At 63.1% G+C, this 17,793-nt stretch carries 20 protein-coding genes; 15 read left to right on the top strand and 5 right to left on the bottom strand.

Translation table 11 applies throughout. From position 1 onward, the window contains the following. Positions 1 to 53: 53 nt before the first annotated feature. The 5 genes from GH663_RS03810 (at position 54) to GH663_RS03790 (ending at position 4,669) form a co-directional block, all read left to right on the top strand. Positions 54 to 830: a sulfite exporter TauE/SafE family protein gene (locus GH663_RS03810; RefSeq protein WP_153130374.1), complete on the top strand. Its 777-nt coding sequence runs from the start codon at positions 54 to 56 to the stop codon at positions 828 to 830. 19 nt (positions 831 to 849) lie between these two features. Beyond that, the gene (locus tag GH663_RS03805) at positions 850 to 2,523 is read left to right on the top strand and encodes a nitrite/sulfite reductase (RefSeq protein ID WP_153130373.1); all 1,674 of its coding nucleotides are present in this window, start codon (positions 850 to 852) and stop codon (positions 2,521 to 2,523) included. Next, positions 2,523 to 3,032 (top strand): DUF934 domain-containing protein, encoded by a 510-nt coding sequence (locus GH663_RS03800; protein WP_153130372.1) that lies wholly within the window; start codon positions 2,523 to 2,525, stop codon positions 3,030 to 3,032. Before GH663_RS03805 ends, GH663_RS03800 begins: the two co-directional genes overlap by 1 nt. Positions 3,033 to 3,039: 7 nt before the next feature. Next, a complete protein-coding gene (locus GH663_RS03795) occupies positions 3,040 to 3,759 on the top strand; it encodes a phosphoadenylyl-sulfate reductase (RefSeq protein WP_153130371.1) in 720 nt (239 codons plus the stop codon). 211 nt (positions 3,760 to 3,970) lie between these two features. Continuing rightward, the gene (locus GH663_RS03790) at positions 3,971 to 4,669 is read left to right on the top strand and encodes a Crp/Fnr family transcriptional regulator (protein WP_153130370.1); all 699 of its coding nucleotides are present in this window, start codon (positions 3,971 to 3,973) and stop codon (positions 4,667 to 4,669) included. A 73-nt stretch (positions 4,670 to 4,742) separates the two neighbouring features. On the opposite strand, the gene GH663_RS03785 is transcribed toward GH663_RS03790, so the two are convergent. From GH663_RS03785 to argC, 3 genes are all read right to left on the bottom strand, one after another. Next, positions 4,743 to 5,030, bottom strand: a complete 288-nt coding sequence (locus GH663_RS03785) for a c-type cytochrome (RefSeq protein WP_246181512.1) — start codon at positions 5,028 to 5,030, stop codon at positions 4,743 to 4,745. Positions 5,031 to 5,209: 179 nt separating this feature from the next. Continuing rightward, the gene (locus tag GH663_RS03780; protein WP_153130368.1) at positions 5,210 to 6,346 is read right to left on the bottom strand and encodes a PQQ-dependent sugar dehydrogenase; all 1,137 of its coding nucleotides are present in this window, start codon (positions 6,344 to 6,346) and stop codon (positions 5,210 to 5,212) included. Positions 6,347 to 6,471: 125 nt separating this feature from the next. Beyond that, positions 6,472 to 7,422 carry an N-acetyl-gamma-glutamyl-phosphate reductase gene (gene argC / locus GH663_RS03775; protein WP_153130367.1) on the bottom strand — a complete coding sequence of 317 codons (951 nt, stop codon included), beginning with the start codon at positions 7,420 to 7,422 and terminating at the stop codon, positions 6,472 to 6,474. 202 nt (positions 7,423 to 7,624) lie between these two features. Here argC and GH663_RS03770 point away from each other — a divergent pair, with 202 nt between their 5' ends. Then, on the top strand, positions 7,625 to 9,946 hold the full coding sequence (locus tag GH663_RS03770; RefSeq protein ID WP_153130366.1) for an acetate/propionate family kinase: 2,322 nt from the start codon (positions 7,625 to 7,627) through the stop codon (positions 9,944 to 9,946). Between the two features lie 83 nt (positions 9,947 to 10,029). On the opposite strand, the gene GH663_RS03765 is transcribed toward GH663_RS03770, so the two are convergent. Then, positions 10,030 to 10,443 carry a c-type cytochrome gene (locus GH663_RS03765; RefSeq protein WP_153130365.1) on the bottom strand — a complete coding sequence of 138 codons (414 nt, stop codon included), beginning with the start codon at positions 10,441 to 10,443 and terminating at the stop codon, positions 10,030 to 10,032. Between the two features lie 193 nt (positions 10,444 to 10,636). On the opposite strand from GH663_RS03765, the gene GH663_RS03760 reads away from it, so the two are divergent. The 7 genes from GH663_RS03760 (at position 10,637) to GH663_RS03730 (ending at position 15,835) form a co-directional block, all read left to right on the top strand. Further along, positions 10,637 to 10,906, top strand: a complete 270-nt coding sequence (locus GH663_RS03760) for a hypothetical protein (protein WP_153130364.1) — start codon at positions 10,637 to 10,639, stop codon at positions 10,904 to 10,906. Between the two features lie 49 nt (positions 10,907 to 10,955). Continuing rightward, on the top strand, positions 10,956 to 11,303 hold the full coding sequence (locus GH663_RS03755) for a hypothetical protein (RefSeq protein ID WP_153130363.1): 348 nt from the start codon (positions 10,956 to 10,958) through the stop codon (positions 11,301 to 11,303). A 9-nt stretch (positions 11,304 to 11,312) separates the two neighbouring features. Continuing rightward, a complete protein-coding gene (locus GH663_RS03750) occupies positions 11,313 to 11,789 on the top strand; it encodes a hypothetical protein (protein ID WP_153130362.1) in 477 nt (158 codons plus the stop codon). After that, positions 11,786 to 13,123 carry a GAF domain-containing protein gene (locus GH663_RS03745; RefSeq protein WP_153130361.1) on the top strand — a complete coding sequence of 446 codons (1,338 nt, stop codon included), beginning with the start codon at positions 11,786 to 11,788 and terminating at the stop codon, positions 13,121 to 13,123. The genes GH663_RS03750 and GH663_RS03745 overlap by 4 nt, the downstream gene beginning before the upstream one ends. Before the next feature lie 137 nt (positions 13,124 to 13,260). After that, positions 13,261 to 14,223 carry a thiamine pyrophosphate-dependent dehydrogenase E1 component subunit alpha gene (locus tag GH663_RS03740; RefSeq protein WP_153130360.1) on the top strand — a complete coding sequence of 321 codons (963 nt, stop codon included), beginning with the start codon at positions 13,261 to 13,263 and terminating at the stop codon, positions 14,221 to 14,223. 13 nt (positions 14,224 to 14,236) lie between these two features. Then, entirely contained in the window at positions 14,237 to 15,205 is a 969-nt protein-coding gene (locus tag GH663_RS03735; protein WP_153130359.1) for an alpha-ketoacid dehydrogenase subunit beta, read from the top strand. A 36-nt stretch (positions 15,206 to 15,241) separates the two neighbouring features. After that, on the top strand, positions 15,242 to 15,835 hold the full coding sequence (locus GH663_RS03730) for a diheme cytochrome c-553 (protein WP_153130358.1): 594 nt from the start codon (positions 15,242 to 15,244) through the stop codon (positions 15,833 to 15,835). Between the two features lie 7 nt (positions 15,836 to 15,842). Here the strand turns inward: GH663_RS03730 and pcaC are convergent, their stop codons facing one another. Continuing rightward, entirely contained in the window at positions 15,843 to 16,232 is a 390-nt protein-coding gene (gene pcaC / locus GH663_RS03725; RefSeq protein ID WP_153130357.1) for a 4-carboxymuconolactone decarboxylase, read from the bottom strand. 303 nt (positions 16,233 to 16,535) lie between these two features. On the opposite strand from pcaC, the gene GH663_RS03720 reads away from it, so the two are divergent. Beyond that, the gene (locus tag GH663_RS03720; protein ID WP_153130356.1) at positions 16,536 to 16,805 is read left to right on the top strand and encodes a hypothetical protein; all 270 of its coding nucleotides are present in this window, start codon (positions 16,536 to 16,538) and stop codon (positions 16,803 to 16,805) included. A gap of 17 nt (positions 16,806 to 16,822) precedes the next feature. Further along, positions 16,823 to 17,215 carry a glutaredoxin family protein gene (locus GH663_RS03715; RefSeq protein WP_153130355.1) on the top strand — a complete coding sequence of 131 codons (393 nt, stop codon included), beginning with the start codon at positions 16,823 to 16,825 and terminating at the stop codon, positions 17,213 to 17,215. The last annotated feature ends 578 nt before the right edge of the window (positions 17,216 to 17,793 follow it).

Genomic DNA, 17,793 nt, shown 5'->3' with positions numbered 1-17,793 from the left:
ATCTAACCCAATATTCTTTTTGTTTCAAATGAAGCCCGGTAGGATTCGCTCCCATGGATTATCTCTATACCCTTTCCGGCTTTGCAGTCGGCGCCATTGTCGGCCTGACCGGCGTCGGTGGCGGCTCGCTGATGACGCCGCTGCTCGTGCTGGTGTTCGGCGTCAATCCGGCCACCGCGGTCGGTACCGACCTGCTCTACGCAGCGCTGACCAAGGCCGGCGGTACCGTCGCCCATGGCAAGAAAGGGCATATCGACTGGTCGATCACCGGCCGCCTGGCCCTCGGTAGCATCCCGGCCGCGGCGATTACGCTGTGGATCCTGTCGCAACTGCCGAAGGGCAGCAATGTCATTGGTGCCGTCATTTCGCACGGCCTCGGTTTTGCGCTGCTGCTCACCGCGATTGCCATCCTGTTTGGCCGCAGACTCCGCGAATACGCCAGCCAGCACGACGAATCAGAGCTCCGCAAGTGCTGCCTTGGTAAAATCACGGTCGTCGTCGGCGCCATTCTCGGCGTCCTCGTCACCATTTCCTCGGTCGGTGCCGGCGCCCTGGGCGTCGCCGCCCTTTTCTTCCTTTACCCCAAACTTTCGCCCATCAAGATTGTCGGATCCGATGTCGCCCACGCCGTGCCGCTGACACTGGTTGCCGGCCTCGGCCACTGGGCGCTGGGTGGGGTCGACTGGTCGCTGCTCGGCAGCCTGCTGCTCGGCTCGCTGCCCGGCATCTGGCTCGGCACGCAAGTTTCCGCCAAGGTGCCGGAGCACATCCTCCGCCGCCTGCTGGCCTCCATGCTTATCCTGATCGGCAGCAAGCTGGTCTTTGCCTGATTCACGTTAGGAACGTTTCATGTACAAATACGATGCCATCGACCGCCAGCTGATCAACGAGCGGGTCGCCCAGTTCCGTGACCAGGTCCGCCGCTGGAAAGCCGGCGAACTGGCCGATGACGAATTCCGCCCGCTGCGCCTGCAGAACGGTCTCTACATCCAGCGCCATGCACCGATGTTCCGCATCGCCGTACCTTACGGCATGCTGAATTCCGCCCAACTGCGCACGCTCGGCCACGTCGCCGCCAAGTACGACCGCGGTTACGGCCACTTCACGACCCGCCACAACCTGCAGTTGAACTGGCCGAAGATCGAGGATGTGCCGGAAATCATGGCCGAACTGGCCGAAGTCGAGATGCACGCCATCCAGACCTCCGGCAACTGCCTGCGCAACATCACCACCGACCCGTTCGCCGGCGTTGCCGCCGACGAAGTGATCGATCCCCGGCCGCTGGCCGAGATCCTCCGCGAATGGACGACCTTCCACCCGGAATTCGCCTTCCTGCCGCGCAAGTTCAAGATCGCCATTTCCGGCACCCGGGAAGACCGTGCCGTCACCTGGTTCCACGATATCGGCCTGCATCTGAAGGAGCAGGACGGTCAGGTCGGCTTCACCGTGATCGTCGGCGGCGGCCTCGGCCGGACCCCGATCCGCGGCCAGGTCGTGCGCGAATTCCTGCCCTGGCAGCACATCCTGACCTATTGCGAAGCCATCCTCCGCGTGTACAACCGTGCTGGCCGCCGTGACAACGCCTACAAGGCACGTATCAAGATCCTCGTCCAGGCGACCGGCATCGAAGCCTTCAGCCAGCAGGTCGAAGACGAATGGGCCTACATGAAGGACGGCCCGGCGACGCTGACGCAAGCTGAATTCGACCGTGTTGCCGCCCACTTCACCGCACCGGACTACGAAAAGCAGGACGAGGTCGCCCTGCCGACGGAAAAAGCCTTCACCAAATGGGTCGACCGCAACACCCATCCGCACAAGGTGCCCGGCTACGCTGCCGTCACCCTGTCGCTGAAGCAGCACGGCGTCGCCCCGGGCGACATCACCTCGGCGCAAATGGCCGCTGTCGCCGATCTGGCCGACCAGTACAGCTTCGGTGAGCTGCGCATCAGCCACGAACAAAACATCATCCTGGCCGACGTCAAAAAGGCCGACCTCCCGGCTGTCTGGGAAAAAGCCAAGGCGGCCGGCCTGGCGACCCCGAACATCGGCCTGCTGACCGGTATGATCTGCTGCCCGGGCGGCGATTTCTGCGACCTGGCGAACGCCAAGTCGATCCCCATCGCCAACGCCATCCAGGCCCGTTTCGACGATCTCGACTACCTGTTCGACATCGGCGAAATCGACCTCAATATCTCCGGCTGCATGAATGCCTGCGGTCACCACCACGTCGGCCACATCGGCGTACTCGGCGTCGACAAGAACGATTCGGAGTTCTATCAGGTCACGCTCGGCGGCCGTCAGGGCAACGACGCCCGGCTCGGCAAGGTAATCGGCCCGTCGTTCTCGGCCGACGAAATGCCGGATGTCGTCGACAAGATCATCAAGGTCTATCTGGAAAGCCGTCATGCCGACGAACGCTTCCTCGACACCTTCGATCGGATCGGCCTCGACCCGTTCAAGAACCGCGTTTACGAAGGCCGCGCCCACGGCAAGGCCAAGACTGCACAAAAGGAGGCTGCATAATGGCTCAGCTGATCAAGAACGACACCCTTGCGGTCGACACCTGGAAAACGCTGGAATTGGCCGAAGGCGAAACGCCGGAAAGCGTCGCCCTGCCCGCTGGCGACATCATCTTTCCGCTCGCCGTCTGGCAGGCGCGCAAGACCGAAATCATTTCCTGCCACAAGCGCATCGGCCTGCTCATCCAGCCGGACGAACTGATTGAGGACGTTGCCGGCGATCTCGAATACTTCATCGTCATCGCTGTCAATTTCCCGAAATTCGTCGATGGCCGCGGCTACTCGACGGCCAGCCTGCTCCGCCAGCGTTACCGCTACGAAGGCGAACTGCGCGCCGTCGGCGACGTCCTGCACGATCAACTGTTCTTCATGCGCCGCGTCGGCTTCGACAGCTACGCCCTGAAGGATGGCAAGAACGCGGTCTATGCGCTGGAAACCGGCTTCAACAGCTTCAGCGACACCTACCAGACCTCGACCAACCAGCCGCAACCCTACTTCCGCCGCCGCGCCTGATTTCGCCATGACCCCGAGCCTGCTCAACATCACGCCCGCCCTGACCGCCAGCGTCGCCACCAAGACGGCGGCCGTGCAAGCCCTGCTCGCCGACATCGCCGGCAACTGGTCGCCGGCCACCTTCGCCAACAGCCTGGGCGCCGAAGACATGGTGCTGACCGACCTGATCGTCAAGGCCGGCCTGCCAATCGAAATCTTCAGCCTCGACACCGGCCGCCTGCCGCTCGAAACCTACGACCTGATGGCGGCGGTGGACAAGCACTACGGCCTGAAATTGAAAGTCTATTTCCCGCACAGCGAAGGTGTCGAAAACTACGTTCGCGCCAACGGCATCAACGCCTTCTACGAGTCGATCGAACTGCGCAAGTCCTGCTGCTACATCCGCAAGGTCGAACCGCTGAAGCGTGCCCTGGCCGGCAAGAAGGCCTGGATCACCGGCATGCGCGCCGAGCAGGCGGCCACCCGGGGCAACCTGGCTTTCCGCGAGTTCGACGAAGGCAACGGCCTGGAGAAATTCAACCCGCTCGCCGACTGGTCCGAAAAGGAAGTCTGGACCTACATCAAGCAGAACGCCGTGCCCTACAACGCGCTGCACGACAAGTTCTTCCCCAGCATCGGCTGCGCCCCCTGCACCCGCGCCATCTCGCTCGGCGAGGATGTCCGCTCCGGCCGCTGGTGGTGGGAAAACCCGGAAAGCAAGGAGTGCGGCCTGCACGTCAAGGGCTGATTCCAAGCCCGCGATAACAGACAGCCCGCCGCCTTGGCGGGCTTTTTTGCTTATAGCCGGAAGAGGAAGATCTGGAGCGGCTTCTGGCCGGATCGCGAGGATTACAGGTCAGCCTGCTCTTCTGCTATATTTGATGCGGATCAAAATTTGATTTGCATAAGCCCTGATTTCCACTCCCGGGCGGCCGACAAACCTCTTTCAAGGACAAAGCGTGCGAGACCATCAACCGATCAATATCGAAACCCTGTTGAGCCACATTGCGTTGTTCAATGGGCTCGGCCCCGATGAAATCGCCAAGATCGCCAAAGGGACGCGGGAAGTGCATTGCGACAAGGGCGAGACGCTTTTTCATCGCGGCGATCCCTGCACCGGCTTTCATGTCCTGGTATACGGGCAGATCAAGCTCTCCTTCAATTCCGCGCAAGGGGTCGAAAAAATCGTCGAAGTGGTTGAACAGGGACAGAGCTTCGGCGAAGCGATTATGTTCCTCGACAAGCCCTACGTTGTCTCGGCGCATGCCCTGGCCCCCTGCCTGCTGCTGCATGTCTCCAAGTCGGTGATCTTCGACGAACTGGCGCGCGATCACGGCTTCGTTCGCAAGATGCTGGGCGGCCTCGCCATGCGCACGCATCAGCTGATGCTCGATGTCGAGGGCTACTCCCTGCAATCGGGCAAACAGCGCATCATCGGCTACCTGATGCATGAACTGCAGGATGGCGGCTACGGCAACGAAAACGTGCTGCTCGAACTGCCGGTTACCAAGGGGGTCATTGCCTCCCGCCTCAATCTGACGCAGGAGCATTTTTCCCGCATTCTGCACGAACTGACCGATCTCGGCCTGATTCAAGTGGAAGGGAAGCGGATCCGCATTCCCGACGTCGACCGCCTGAACCGGCATCAATTGCGCTAGCCCATCGCGCCCGCAGCGCAGGCAAAAAAAAGACCGGCAGGCCGCCGGTCTGTGCTTGAAGCCAGGGCAGCCCTTACTTCTGGGCCAGAATCCAGGTCACCAGCTTCTTCGCTTCATCAGGCGTCACGTTGTTCGGCGGCATCGGCACTTCGCCCCAGGCGCCCTTGCCCCCCGCCTTGACCTTGGCGGCCAGCTTGTCGACAGCACCGGCATCGCCCTTGTACTTGGCGGCGACATCCTTGTAGGACGGACCGACCAGTTTCTTGTCGATGGCATGACATGCCATGCAGTTCTTGGCCTTGGCCAGCGCCTCGTCAGCCATGACTTTGCCGGAGACGCCGAAGCCGATGGCCAGCATCATTGCCAGATGAATCGCTTTTTTCATTTTGATGAACCCTTACTGAAATTGGAGAGGGCGTAATGTCGCCACTGGGTAAATTTCTGCCTTGATGGGGATCAAAAACGCGCCAGCCCCCTACGCACGGGCCTCTCTTGATCCCGCGAATTGACCGGAATCAAGGGTTGGCGAGACGCGCCAGCTCAGGGCGCCGGCAGCAGGCGGATCAGTTGCCCGTTGGCACTGTCCGTCACCACGTAGAGATAGCCATCCGGCCCCTGGCGCACATCACGGATGCGTTCGCCCAGGTCTTCGAGCAGCCGGGTTTCCCTGACCACTTTGCCTTCGAACGGGCGCGTCAGTTCCAGGCGGGCCAAGTAAGTGAATTTGAGCGAGCCGACCAGCAAGTTGCCGACCCAGGCTTTGCCATAGCGCTCGCTGCTCACAAAAGCCATGCCCGAAGGCGCGATGGAAGGCGTCCACTGATGGAGCGGTGGCTCGGTGCCTGACCGGGCAGTACCGGCGTCGCCGACTGCGGTGAAGTTGTAGTTCTTGCCGAAACTGACCAGCGGCCAGCCAAAGTTTGCCCCGGGCCGCGGCAGATTGATTTCGTCACCACCCATCGGGCCGTGCTCATGGATCCAGAGCACGCCGTCGGGGCTGAGGGCGGCACCCTGGGGGTTGCGATGGCCCAGGCTCCAGATTTCGGGCAGCGCCCCGGCCCGACCAACGAAGGGGTTATCGGCCGGTACGCGGCCATCCTTGCCGATCCGCACCACCTTGCCGTGGTGGTTGTCCAATGACTGGGCATCGTCGCGCTGGCGGTAGCGTTCGCCCAAAGTCAGGTAGAGCAGTCCATCCGGCCGGCCGTCGGCATTTTTACTCTCGACGATGCGGCAACCGAAGTGCAACTGGCTGGCGACCTTCGGTTGCTGGCTGAAGAGCACGCGTACGCTTTCCAGCCGGCGCATATCGCTGGACAGCCGGGCGCTGGCCAGCGCGGTACTGTTCCCGCTGCCGCTCGCCGCCGGCTCTGAGTAGCAAAAATACAGGCTGCGGTTGCGCGCGAAATCGCTGTCGAGGATCACATCGAGCAAACCGCCCTGGCCGCCGGCCGCCACTGCCGGCAACCCATCGAGCGGCGGCCCGACTTCGCCATTGGCCTGGACGACCCGGAGCGCCCCGCCCCGCTCGGAAACGAGAAACTGCCCGGCCGGCAGGAAGGCCACCGCCCACGGATGATCGAGCCCCTTGGCCAGCGTAACCGGCTTGATCGACTGCGCACTGGCAGTGGCCGTCAGTACAGTCAGCAGCAGAATGGATAGCAAGGTTTTCAGCATGGCCGTCTCCTCCTCACCCTCATTTAAGCACAACTGCCGGTATCAGCTGCCATGCGGCGCCAAGCACCGATCGCCCAACAAAAAACCCGCCAGACGGCGGGTTTTCGGGGCGACGGAGTGAAGACTCAGACCAGGCCGAGGCTTTCCTCAACGCCAAGATGGACGTTCATCGCCTGCACGGCGGCGCCCGAAGCGCCTTTGCCGAGGTTGTCGAGACGGGCGATGAGCAGCATGCGCTCGTCGTTGCCGAACACGAACAGGTCCACACGGTTGGTGTCGTTGCAGGCTTCGACATTGAAGAAGCCGCCATCGGTGTTGCCGTCGAGATCGAGCGGCGCAACGCGGATGAAGGCTTCGTCGGCGTAGTAATCGGCGAGGATCTTCTGCACCTCGGCCGGGCTGGCCGGGCGGGTGAATTGCTTCGGATGCAGGTAGGCGGTTACGGCCAGGCCCTTGTAGAACGGCCCGACGATGGGCTGGAAGATGGGCGCTGCGGCCAACCCGGTGTAGGCACACATTTCCGGCAGGTGCTTGTGGGCCAGGCCGAGGGCGTAGGGACGCGGTGCCTTCAGTTGCGTCGGGCTGGCGCTGGCCGCCTCGTAGTCGGCGATCATCTTCTTGCCGCCGCCGGAATAGCCAGTGATGGAATTGGCCGCGATCTGGGTGTCGACCGGCAGCAGGCCGGCGGCAACCAGCGGCTTGAGGGCGAGGATGAAAGCGCTGGCGTGGCAACCCGGGTTGGCGATGCGTTTCGAAGCGCGAATTTTGGCACGCTGATCCTTGGCCAATTCGGGCAGGCCGAAAGTCCACGCCGGATTGACGCGATGGGCAGTCGAGGCGTCGATGATGCAGGTATTCGGGTTATCGACCAGCGCCACCGATTCCATCGCCGCATCATCCGGCAGGCACAGGAAAGTAACGTCGGATTCGTTGATCAGGCGCTTGCGTTCGGCCAGATCCTTGCGCTTGTCGGAATCGATCTTGAGCAGCGTCACGTCGGCGCGCTTGGCGAGATATTCGTTGATCTGCAGGCCGGTAGTGCCTTCCTGGCCGTCGACAAAGACTTTGTAGGTCATGGTGAATCCACAGATTTGATGTTGTTTGAAGGAGGGATTTTGGCAGAAAACGGTGACAGTTTGGCGAAAGCCGATGGACTGGCCGGCCAGCGCCAGCGAGATACCTAAAAAAGATTAGGCACTATTGATGACGGGGGTTTGCTGCAGCGCAGCAAAATGATAGGCTCTCTTCGATAAAAAACCGTTTTAAGCGAGAAACAGCATGAGCGAAATCGATCTGAAGCGCTTCTTCCTGGAGCAGGTGCGCCTGTTCGAAAACTTCCCGGCCGACAAGGTCGAGGAAATCGTCCTCCAGTCCCGCCTGGCAACCTACGAAGGCAACGAAGCCATCCTCGAAACCGGCGACGAAGGCCGTTTCATCGGCGTCATGATCAGCGGCCACGCCGAGATCTCGATGACCGACAACACCGGCACCCGCTCGGTGATCAGCCAGCTCGGCGTCGGCGATGTCTTCGGCGTCATGTCGCTGCTTACCGGCGACCGTATCGTCGCCGACGTCATCGCCGGCAATCGCTGCTTCGTGCTGATGATCCCGCAGGAAGTCTTCAACACCCACATCCTGACCAACCCGAAGGCGGTCGGCTACCTCTCCAAGCTGCTCGCCGACCGCACCCGCGCCATGTCGGTGGACATCGTCACCGCCCAGGCCCGCGCCGTCGCCAAGTCGAGCGACCCGTATGCGCTGTCGCTGTCGACCAACGAGCCGGGCAAGGTCGTCGTCCTCAACGTCGGCATCAGCCAGATCCATTTCGGCATCTACGACACGCAGGAAAGTGGAGCCGACGTGCACGGCATCATCGACCATGCCGACAAGCAGGTCGCCCGCATCACCGTCACCGTCGGTCCGCAGCAGAAGACCATCGAGCACGCTCCGTTCAAGCTCTCCGACCTTTTCGCCGTGATGACCGAAGCGACCGCCCTGCTCGGCGCGCACTTCACCTTCCATCCGGAAGACGTCACCGCCATCGGCCATCGCGTCGTGCACGGTGGCAACCGCTTCTCCAGCTCGGTCGTCATCACCCCGTCGGTGATCGCCGATATCGAGGAACTCGCCGTCTTCGCGCCGCTGCACAACCCGGTCAACGTCGCCGGCATCCGCGTCGCGCTGAAGCACTTCCCGAGCGTGCCGCAGGTTGCCGTCTTCGACACCGCCTTCCACCAGACGCTGGCGCCCTACGCCTACCTCTACGGCCTGCCCTACGACCTCTACAAGCAGCACGGCATTCGCCGCTACGGCTTCCACGGCACCTCGCACCGCTATGTTTCGCTGAAGTCGGCAGAAGTGCTGAAGCGCCCGCTCGGCGAGCTGGAAATCGTTTCCTGCCACCTCGGCATCGGCGCCTCGCTGTGCGCCATCGACCACGGCCGCTCGATCGACACGACGATGGGCATGACGCCGACCGACGGCCTGATCATGCCCAGCCGCTCGGGCAGCATCGACCCGGCGGTGATGATCCACCTGATGGAACAGCACAATATGTCGCCCGAGCAGCTCTCGGCGCTGATCAACACCGAAAGCGGCCTCAAGGGCATCTCCGGCATTTCCAGCGACATTCACGAAATCGAGGCGGCGGCTGCGGAAGGCGATCACCGTGCCCTGCTTGCCCACAAGGCCTTCTGCTACCAGGTGCGCAAGAACATCGGCGCCTACGTCGCGGCGATGGGCGGCATCGACGTCCTTGCCTTTACCGGCGACATCGGCGAAACCAGTGCCACCGTACGCAGCCTGGCCTGCCAGGGTCTCGGCTACATGGGCATCAAGCTGGACGAGGAAAAGAACCGCAACCTCGGCCACCTGTCGTCCTATGCCATCATTTCGGCCGACGATTCGCCGGTCAAGATCATCGTCGTCGCCAACGACGACGAGCGCCTGGTTGCCTGGGAAGCGCTGCGCGCCATCGAGCGCAACCAGTTGCTGCTCGAAGCCAAGGCCGACGAAGCGCCGGCCATCCCGGTCGAAATATCGGCGCACCACGTGCACCTGTCGCAGGCCGATGTCGAAAAGCTGTTTGGCCCCGGCCATCAGCTGACCCCGATGCACGAACTGTCGCAGCCCGGCCAGTATGCCTGCGAGGAACAGGTGCATCTGGTCGGCCCCAAGGGACGGATCGCCAAGGTTCGCGTCCTCGGCCCGACCCGCAAGGAAACCCAGGTCGAAATCGCGATGACCGAGCAGTTCAAGCTCGGCGTCCAGCCGCCGATCCGCCAGTCCGGCGACCTGACCGGCACGCCCGGCGTCACGCTCGAAGGCCCGTATGGCACGTCGACCATCGAGCGCGGCGTGATCTGCGCCCAGCGCCATATCCACATGTCGCCGGAAGACGCCATGCGCTTCCGGGTGCGTGACAACTACGTCGTCCGCGTCCGCGTCGAAGGTGAGCGCGAACTGATCTTCGGCGACGTCGTCGTCCGCGTGAATCCAGCCTTCCGCCTGGCCATGCACATCGACACCGACGAAGGCAATGCCGGCAACCTGAAGACCGGCATGCTCGGCTATATCGAGGAAATCCAGAGCCGCGCCTGATTGGCGTTAGCGTCGCCCAATACGACAAGGGGATGTCCGGTGACGGTCATCCCCTTTTTTGTTGGCCGGCGCTGCGGCAAGGGTTAATCCTGCAACGTATACAGGTAGTCGATCAAGGTCAGAATCCTCCCCCTGACCTCAGCTTCCATCCGATAGGGATGATTGTTATTGGCTGGCCCGGCTTCGCTAGTGTAGCGCGCCCCCCAGACCGGCATTTCCCGGCCACCGTGGGCCTTGACGGCCAGGCGGCCATCGATCGTTTCGTAAACCCTGGCCGTCGGAAAGTCGCCGCCGTTCCTTTTTGCCAATAGTCGGAGATTGGCCGGCTCGACCTTGAGCTGTTCCGCCCTCGGCGTTTGCCCCCGGCCATCGCTGCCGTGACAGACGGCACAGCTATTCAGGTACTCCTGCCGCCCGAGTTCGAGACTATTGCCGTCGGCACTCCGTGCACCGGCGGAAGCGAGCAGCAGGACAAGGCAAACGGCAGCATTCAGCATGATCCTTCCTCAAGCAATAAAAATACGGCTACATTCTCTTGTACGCCAGTTCTCGTTGGCCGACAAGCTTCCGGCCTGCAGGCAGAATAATTGGATGGCATCAAGATTCTTTCCATACAGCCATTGCTGTCGTTCGCAGAACAGCTGTGGCAGACTTGGCGATGCGAATGTCAAAACAACCCGGAGGTACACAATGAAAAGCGTGAAATCCGTAGTCCAATCATTGCTTGGCAGCGCACTGGTCGCCAGCAGCCTGTTGATCGTGGCCAATCCCGTTGTTGCGACGGAGCAGGCGCAACAACGGCGTGCAGCGCGAGATACCCGGCAGGATACCCGCCCGGAAGCGCGTCAGGAAAAAGTCGATTGTCGCGCCGCCAACCAGAAGAGCAACGCTGCTTGCCGTCACGACAAACGGGAAACCAAGCAGGACGGTCGCCAGCAGGCACGCGACATCAAGTACTGAGCTGTCCCCTGCCCGGGCTCCCTGGCCTGGGCCGCTTGAGGAGAAAATCATGCTCCGCTTACGCCATTTCCTGCACTGTATCCTGCTCACCATCATGCTCGCCGGCTGCGTCGTCTATGAACCCGTGCCGACGCCGACGACGCGGCCGGCCAGCTTCGACCGCTCGTGGAATGCAGCCATCCTCGCCGCCCAGGATGTCGGGATCGACGTTTCGATGACCGACCGCAGCGCCGGTCAGATTTTCGGCCAGCGCAATACGGCGAGCGTCACCATCAACCTGCTCCAGCAGGCGGATGGCAGCCTTCGGGTGAAATTCGACGTGAAAAACCTGAGCCCGCAGGACCAGGGGCTGGGCGACCGCTTTTCGGCCGCCTACGACCGGCGCATGGGGCGCTGACGGTCAAGCATGTTGGATAGCGACAACGCCGCCTTTATCCAGACCGGCGTCAGCATCAGCCTGGCGGCCAGCGGCGGCGATCGCCTGCCGAGCATGAGCCGGGGCTTGGGCTGCAAACTGGTCGATGGCGGCCGCCAGGTCGCCGTGTTCATCAAGCCCTCGCAGTCGGCAGAACTGCTCGACAACATCCGCCGCAGCAGCCGGGTCGCCAATGTCTTCAGTCTGCCCAGCAGCAACCGGACCTTGCAGCTGAAAGGCCTCGACGCCCGGATCCAGCCCTTCGAGGTAGCCGATCTGCCGATCATCAAGGCCCATATCGCCGACTTTGTCGCCGAAGTGTTGCCGCTCGGCCTACCGGAAGAGGTCGTCCGTACACTCTTTGCCTACACGGTGGATGACCTGGTGATGGTCGTTTACACCCCGGTCGCCGCTTTTTCGCAGACCCCCGGCCCGAAAGCCGGCGAAGCGCTGGACGCGAAGCCGTGAGCATCCGCCTCGAGACGATCCGCGAATGCTTCGAGGGCATCATCCCCGGACACATCGCAACCAGCGATACCGAAGGCACCCCCAATCTCGCCTACCTGTCGCAGGTCCAGTTCGTCGACAACACACATGTCGCGCTCTCCTACCAGTTCTTCAACCGGACGCGGCAGAACATCCTGGCCGATTCGCCGGTCCGCCTGCTGCTGACCAGTCATCTGACCGCCGCCCAGTACCGGCTGACGCTGAAATACCTGCGCACGGAAACCGCCGGCCCGCTCTTCGAGCAGATGCGCGCCAAGCTCGCCGGCATCGCCTCGCATACCGGCATGGCCGGGGTCTTCCAGCTTCTCGGTTCGGATATCTACCGCATCCTGGCCATCGAGCAGGTTGCCGGACCAACGATTGCCCCACCGCCCCCGCCGCTGAATTACCTGACCGCGCTGCGCCGGGCCACCAACCGGTTGGCCGGTTGCACCAATCTCGAAGGCCTGCTCGAAACCGCCGTCGATTGCCTGGTCGACGAATTCGGCATCGAGCAACTGATGCTACTCATGCACGATGAGGGCCGCGGTCGCCTCTACACGCTGGCCAGCCACGGCTATCCGGTTTCCGGCATCGGCTCGGAAATCCCGGTTGGCGCCGGCGTCATCGGCATCTGTGCCCGCGAACGCTGCCCGATCCGGATCGGCTTCATGACCAGCGAGTATGCCTATGGCCGCAGCGTGCGGGCGAGCATCGCCGCCGATGGTCACGGCGATGCACTGGAATCTGCCATTCCGCTGCCCGGCCTGCCGGAAGCGGCCAGCCAGATGGCGGTGCCGATCACCGCCGCCGGCCGTCTGCTCGGCGTGCTTTATGTTGAAAGCCTGGCCGACCTGCATTTTGGCTACGATGAAGAAGACGCGCTGGTCGCCTTTGCCGCCCTGCTCGGCCTCGCCATGCTGCACCACCAGCAGGCCGACGATTTCGCGGATGAGCCGGCGGCAAGTGAGGAAGACAGCCCGCCAACCGGCGGTCCACCGTTGGCAGTGCGGCATTTCGCAGCCAACGACAGCATCTTTCTCGATGACGACTACCTGATCAAGGGGGTCGCCGGCGCCATCCTCTGGGTGCTGCTGAGTGATTTTGCCGAGCGCCGGCGCACCAGCTTCACCAACAAAGGCCTGCGTGTCGATCCCCGCATTCGCCTGCCGGGCGTCAGCGACAACCTCGAAGCCCGCCTCGTGCTGCTGCAACGCCGACTGGAAGAACGGGACACCGGCATCCGCTTGAGCAAGACCGGGCGCGGGCGTTTTTCCCTGGCCGTGAACCGCCCGCTGACGCTGCTCGAAAGCTGATTTCCGGGGGGAGCAGCCCCCCTTTCTTAAATCTTCATTCAGCATTTCTTAAAAGAATCGTAAGCAGGCCCGGGCCCTCTTGCGAGGGTTTTTCGGCGGCCTAGACTTCATCTCATCACTCAACGACGGGAGAAGTCATGAAGCCCAGCCACCCGGCAAGCGATCCGCGGCAACTGCTCGAACAGATGCTGCTCATCCGCGCCTACGAAGAGTCCATCGTCAGCGGCAGCGCTGCCGGCAAGATGCCCGGCACCTGCACCTCGGTCGGCCAGGAAGCGGCGGCCGTCGGCGTCGTCAACGCCCTCGCGGCGGACGACCTGATCCTGACCAACCACCGCAGCGCCGGCCACCTGCTGGCTCGCGGCGCCGACCCCGGCCGCCTGCTGGCCGAGGTGATGGGGCGCCGCGACGGCTACTGCAAGGGCAGGAGCGGTTCGCTGCACATTTCGGCGAAGGAGCTCGGCGTCGTGCTGACCTCGACCATCGTCGGCGCGGAGCTTTCGATGGCACCAGGCGTCGCCCTGTCGCAAACGATGCTCGGCCGACCCGGCATCGTCGTCTGCTTCTTCGGCGACGGCGCCGCCTGCGAAGGCAGCTTCCACGAGTCGCTCAACCTGGCCGCGCTGTGGAACCTGCCGATCCTCTACGTTTGCGAGAACAACCAGTGGCAGGCCTTCGTCCATCGCCGCGAAGCGATGAGCCGCGAGCACGTCGCCGATTGGGCCGCCGCCTACAGCATCCCGGCCCGGACGGTAGAGGGCAACGATGTCTTCGCGGTACTGGCCGCCGCACAAGCGGCCGCCGCCGAAGTGCGCGACAGCCGGCGCCCCTACCTGCTGGAAACCTGCACCTACCGCACCCGTGGCCACCTGGAGCCGGACGACCAGGGCTACGTCGACCAGGCCGAACTGGCCGCCTGGCTGGCCCGCGATCCGATCGCCGCCTGCCGGAATCGCCTGCTCGCCAACGGCAGCCTGACCCCGGCCCAGGCTGCCGCCCTGGCCGACCGGGTAAGCACCCGGATCGCCGTCGCCCAGGCCTTTGCCGAAGCCTCCCCCTTCCCTGCGGCGGAAGAACTATGCCGCGATGTCTACGCCTGAGGAACGCCCCATCATGCCTACCCTGACCCTATACGATGCCGTTGGCGCCGCACTGACCGAAGAAATGCGCCGCGACAGCAGCGTCATTGCCTTTGGCGAAGGCATCGCTACCAAGCGCCGCGAACTGGTCGACGAATTCGGCGGACTGCGCGTCCGCAACACGCCGCTTGCCGAGGGCATCATCGCCGGCACGGCGGTCGGTGCCGCGGCGACCGGCCTGCGTCCGGTGGTCGACCTGCTGTTCGCGCCCTTTCTCTGCTATGCCATGGACGAACTGGTGAACAGCGCCGGCAAGCTGCGCTACATGTCCGGCGGCCAGTTTTCCTTCCCGCTCGTCACGCTGGCGATGACCGGTGCCGGCTGGGGCGTCGGCGCCCAGCACAATCACAATGTCGAAGCCTGGTTCGTGCATAGTCCCGGCCTCAAGGTCGTCATGCCGAGCACCCCGGCCGATGCCAAGGCGCTGCTCAAGTCGGCGATTCGCGACGACAACCCGGTACTCTTCTTCCTCGACATCGGCTTGCTCTATCAGCCCGGCGAAGTGCCGGCCGACGAGCAAACCCTGCCGCTGGGCCGTGCCACCGTTCTCCGCAATGGGCAGGACGTCACCCTGGTGTCCTACGGCAAGACGGTACAGCACTGCCAACAGGCCGCCGAAACCCTGGCCGGCCAAGGCATTGCCGCCGAGGTCATCGACCTGCGCAGCCTGAAGCCGCTCGACGAGGCAGCCATCCTCACCTCGGTCGGCAAGACCGGCCGACTGGTCGTCGTGCACGAAGCCAACCGCCTGTGCGGCATCGGTGCCGAAATCGCGGCCCTGGTTGCCGAACAGGCTTTTTCTTCCCTCAAGGCACCGATCGTCCGCCTCGGCGGGCCGGATGCGCCGATCGCCGCCAGCTATCCGCTGGAACAGGCCAGCGTGCCGCAGGCTGCGACCATCGCCGCGGCCGCTGCCCGACTGTGTGCAGCACAGCCCGCCTGATTACCCTATTTTCAACAAACAGCAGGAGATCACATCATGCGCCCCAACCCCAAACAGACCGCCTTCCTTGCCCTTGCCGCCCTGGCCAGCGGCTTCCTCCCTGCCACCACCCAAGCCGGCGAAGCCGATAACGCGCTGATCAAGCGCGGTGCCCGGCTGGTCGCCTACGGCGGCTGCGTCGATTGCCATACACCTTTCAAAATGGGCGCCAACGGACCGGAGAAGGATATGGCCCGCGGCCTGTCCGGCCATCCGGAAGAATTGAAGCTGCCGCCACCGCCCAAGGTAGACGGGGCCTGGAACTGGGCCGGCTCGGCCAGCATGACGGCCTTTGTCGGCCCCTGGGGCATCACCTATGCCTCCAACCTGACGCCGGACCGGGAAACCGGCATCGGCAAATGGCGGGAAAGCGATTTCATCCAGGCCATGCGGACCGGTCGCCATGTCGGCGTCGCCCGGCCAATCCTGCCACCAATGCCCTGGCAATCGGTAGGCAGCCTGCCGGAGAACGACCTGCGCGCCATCTACGCCTATCTGATCTCGCTACCGGCGGTGAAGAACAAGGTGCCCGACTACGTGCCGCCAGCGACGACGACCAGTAAAGCAAGCACCGGCAAGGCGCCCGGCTGAGGCTGGATCAGCCTTCGATCTGGCCCATTTCCTTGAGCACTTCGTGGGCCGAGCGGAAGGCGTCGATAGCGAGCGGCATGCCGCAATAGACGGCGGCGTGCAGCAGGACTTCCTGGATTTCCCGCATCGTCGCGCCGTTGTTGATCGCACCGCGGACGTGGCCCTTGATTTCGGTGGCGCGGCCAAGCGCGGTCAGCATCGACAGGGTGAGCAGGCTGCGCGTTTTCAGGTCAAGGCCGTCGCTGCACCAGGTCGTACCCCAGGCGTTGCGGGTGACGAATTCCTGCAGTGGTCCGGTAAAGGCATCGACATTGGCGAAGGCCTTGTCGACGAAGGCATCGCCCATCACCTGCTGGCGCATCTGCAGGCCCTGTTCGAACTGTGCGTCACGAGTCATGCTGTTTCTCCGGAAAAGGCTGCCTGGGCAGCGTCTGACAAAGCGGAGAGCTTACGAAATACACGCCGCAGCGTCCATTTCCCTGACGAGAAAAACGATTCCGCTCAGGCTTTGGCAGACCTTCGCGTACACTGCGCGCCTCACCTTATTCGGCAGGCAGCGACCTGCACCGGCGCCAGCCCGAGGAATACGCCCAGAACCCCACCCCGGCGGTCGACGCCTGAAAAAGGCCAAAAACCGGGTTACCGGCAAGCAGGCGGGCAAGACCGCCCGGTTCCACCCCACAATTTATAGAAGAGCCCCATGAAAAAAACCGATCTCTACAAGAACCTCGCCCACAAGGTCGAAAGCCGCATGAAACAGGCCGGCACGCCGGACCGTTTCGCCCAGGGCGCCGCCCTCGACCGCAAGGAACAGCGCAAGCTGGATCAGGCAAAAGGCCTGATCCCCTTCGCCGTCAAGCTCGATGCCGAACTGGCCGCCGAACTCCGCAGCCTGGCCGCCGCCCGCCAGGTCGACCTCAACGAACTGGTTGACGAACTGCTGCGCAAGGGCATGGCGGCCGGCGCCTGAACCTTCTGAAACAGACCATGAAAATCATCATCCGCAGCTTCTTCAAGCTCCTCCGCCTCGTCCTCGGCCCCTTCATGCTGCTCGGCGAGTTGCTCACCCGGCCACGCGGCATCGTCCGCACTCCGGCCGCCCAGGCGGCGGTGGACCTGCAATGCCGCGAGCTGGCCCTCTACCAGTACAAGACCTGCCCGTTCTGCATCAAGGTGCGCCAGGAAATGCGCCGGCTGTCGCTGAGCGTCGAAACGCGCGATGCCCAACAACAAGGTGACAACCGCGCCGCGCTGCTCGCCGGCGGCGGCCAAACCAAGGTGCCCTGCCTGAAGATCAATGATGCGGCCGGCAACACGCAGTGGCTGTACGAATCGGGCGAGATCATCGCCTATCTGCGGCAGCGCTTTGCAGTAGCCTGACCCTCGGCGGCGGCGCTGCCCGCCGCCGGAATCGGCGACTCCTGCGGTCGACCGCGTAAAAACGGCAAAAATGGCGGGCCGTCAGCGACGGCTGTCAGCCCGCCCCCGTCCGCTAACTAAACTGCCCGGGCCAGGGAAAAACTCGGCATCGCCAAGGTTGGTCGCCGTTTAATCGCCATTAGTCCCGAGGAAAAACCGAAGCAGTTATCCGTTCGCTATCGAACATACGAGCCCGGCATCCTGGGTGCAGACTGAACCGCAGTAATCAAATATCGAACAAGGATGGAGTTCCCCAGTCCAATCGCATTTGGTTGGGCGTGGGTCGCCGACCTCGCCAGGCGTAAGAGGAGAGATAATGGATATGGTGCAAGAGCGCAGAACAGGCGAAGATCGTCGGAAGTTCTCTAGCGACAATCCTTACGGCTGTGAGCGTCGTAACAACTCACGGAATCGCAGACTCGATACAGGCGAGAAATTTGGGCCCCACCTCACAAGAAGGGTGTCGCATGCGCATGCTCGGGGTTCCGACGGCGCTTGCGAGACCCTCAAAGAAATAGCCGAAGCATTCGGCGTCCATC

Source organism: Dechloromonas hortensis (assembly GCF_009469765.1).
Lineage (GTDB): Bacteria > Pseudomonadota > Gammaproteobacteria > Burkholderiales > Rhodocyclaceae > Azonexus > Azonexus hortensis.
Note: the sequence above shows the minus strand (reverse complement) of the source record. Positions and strands in the feature narration are given on the sequence as shown.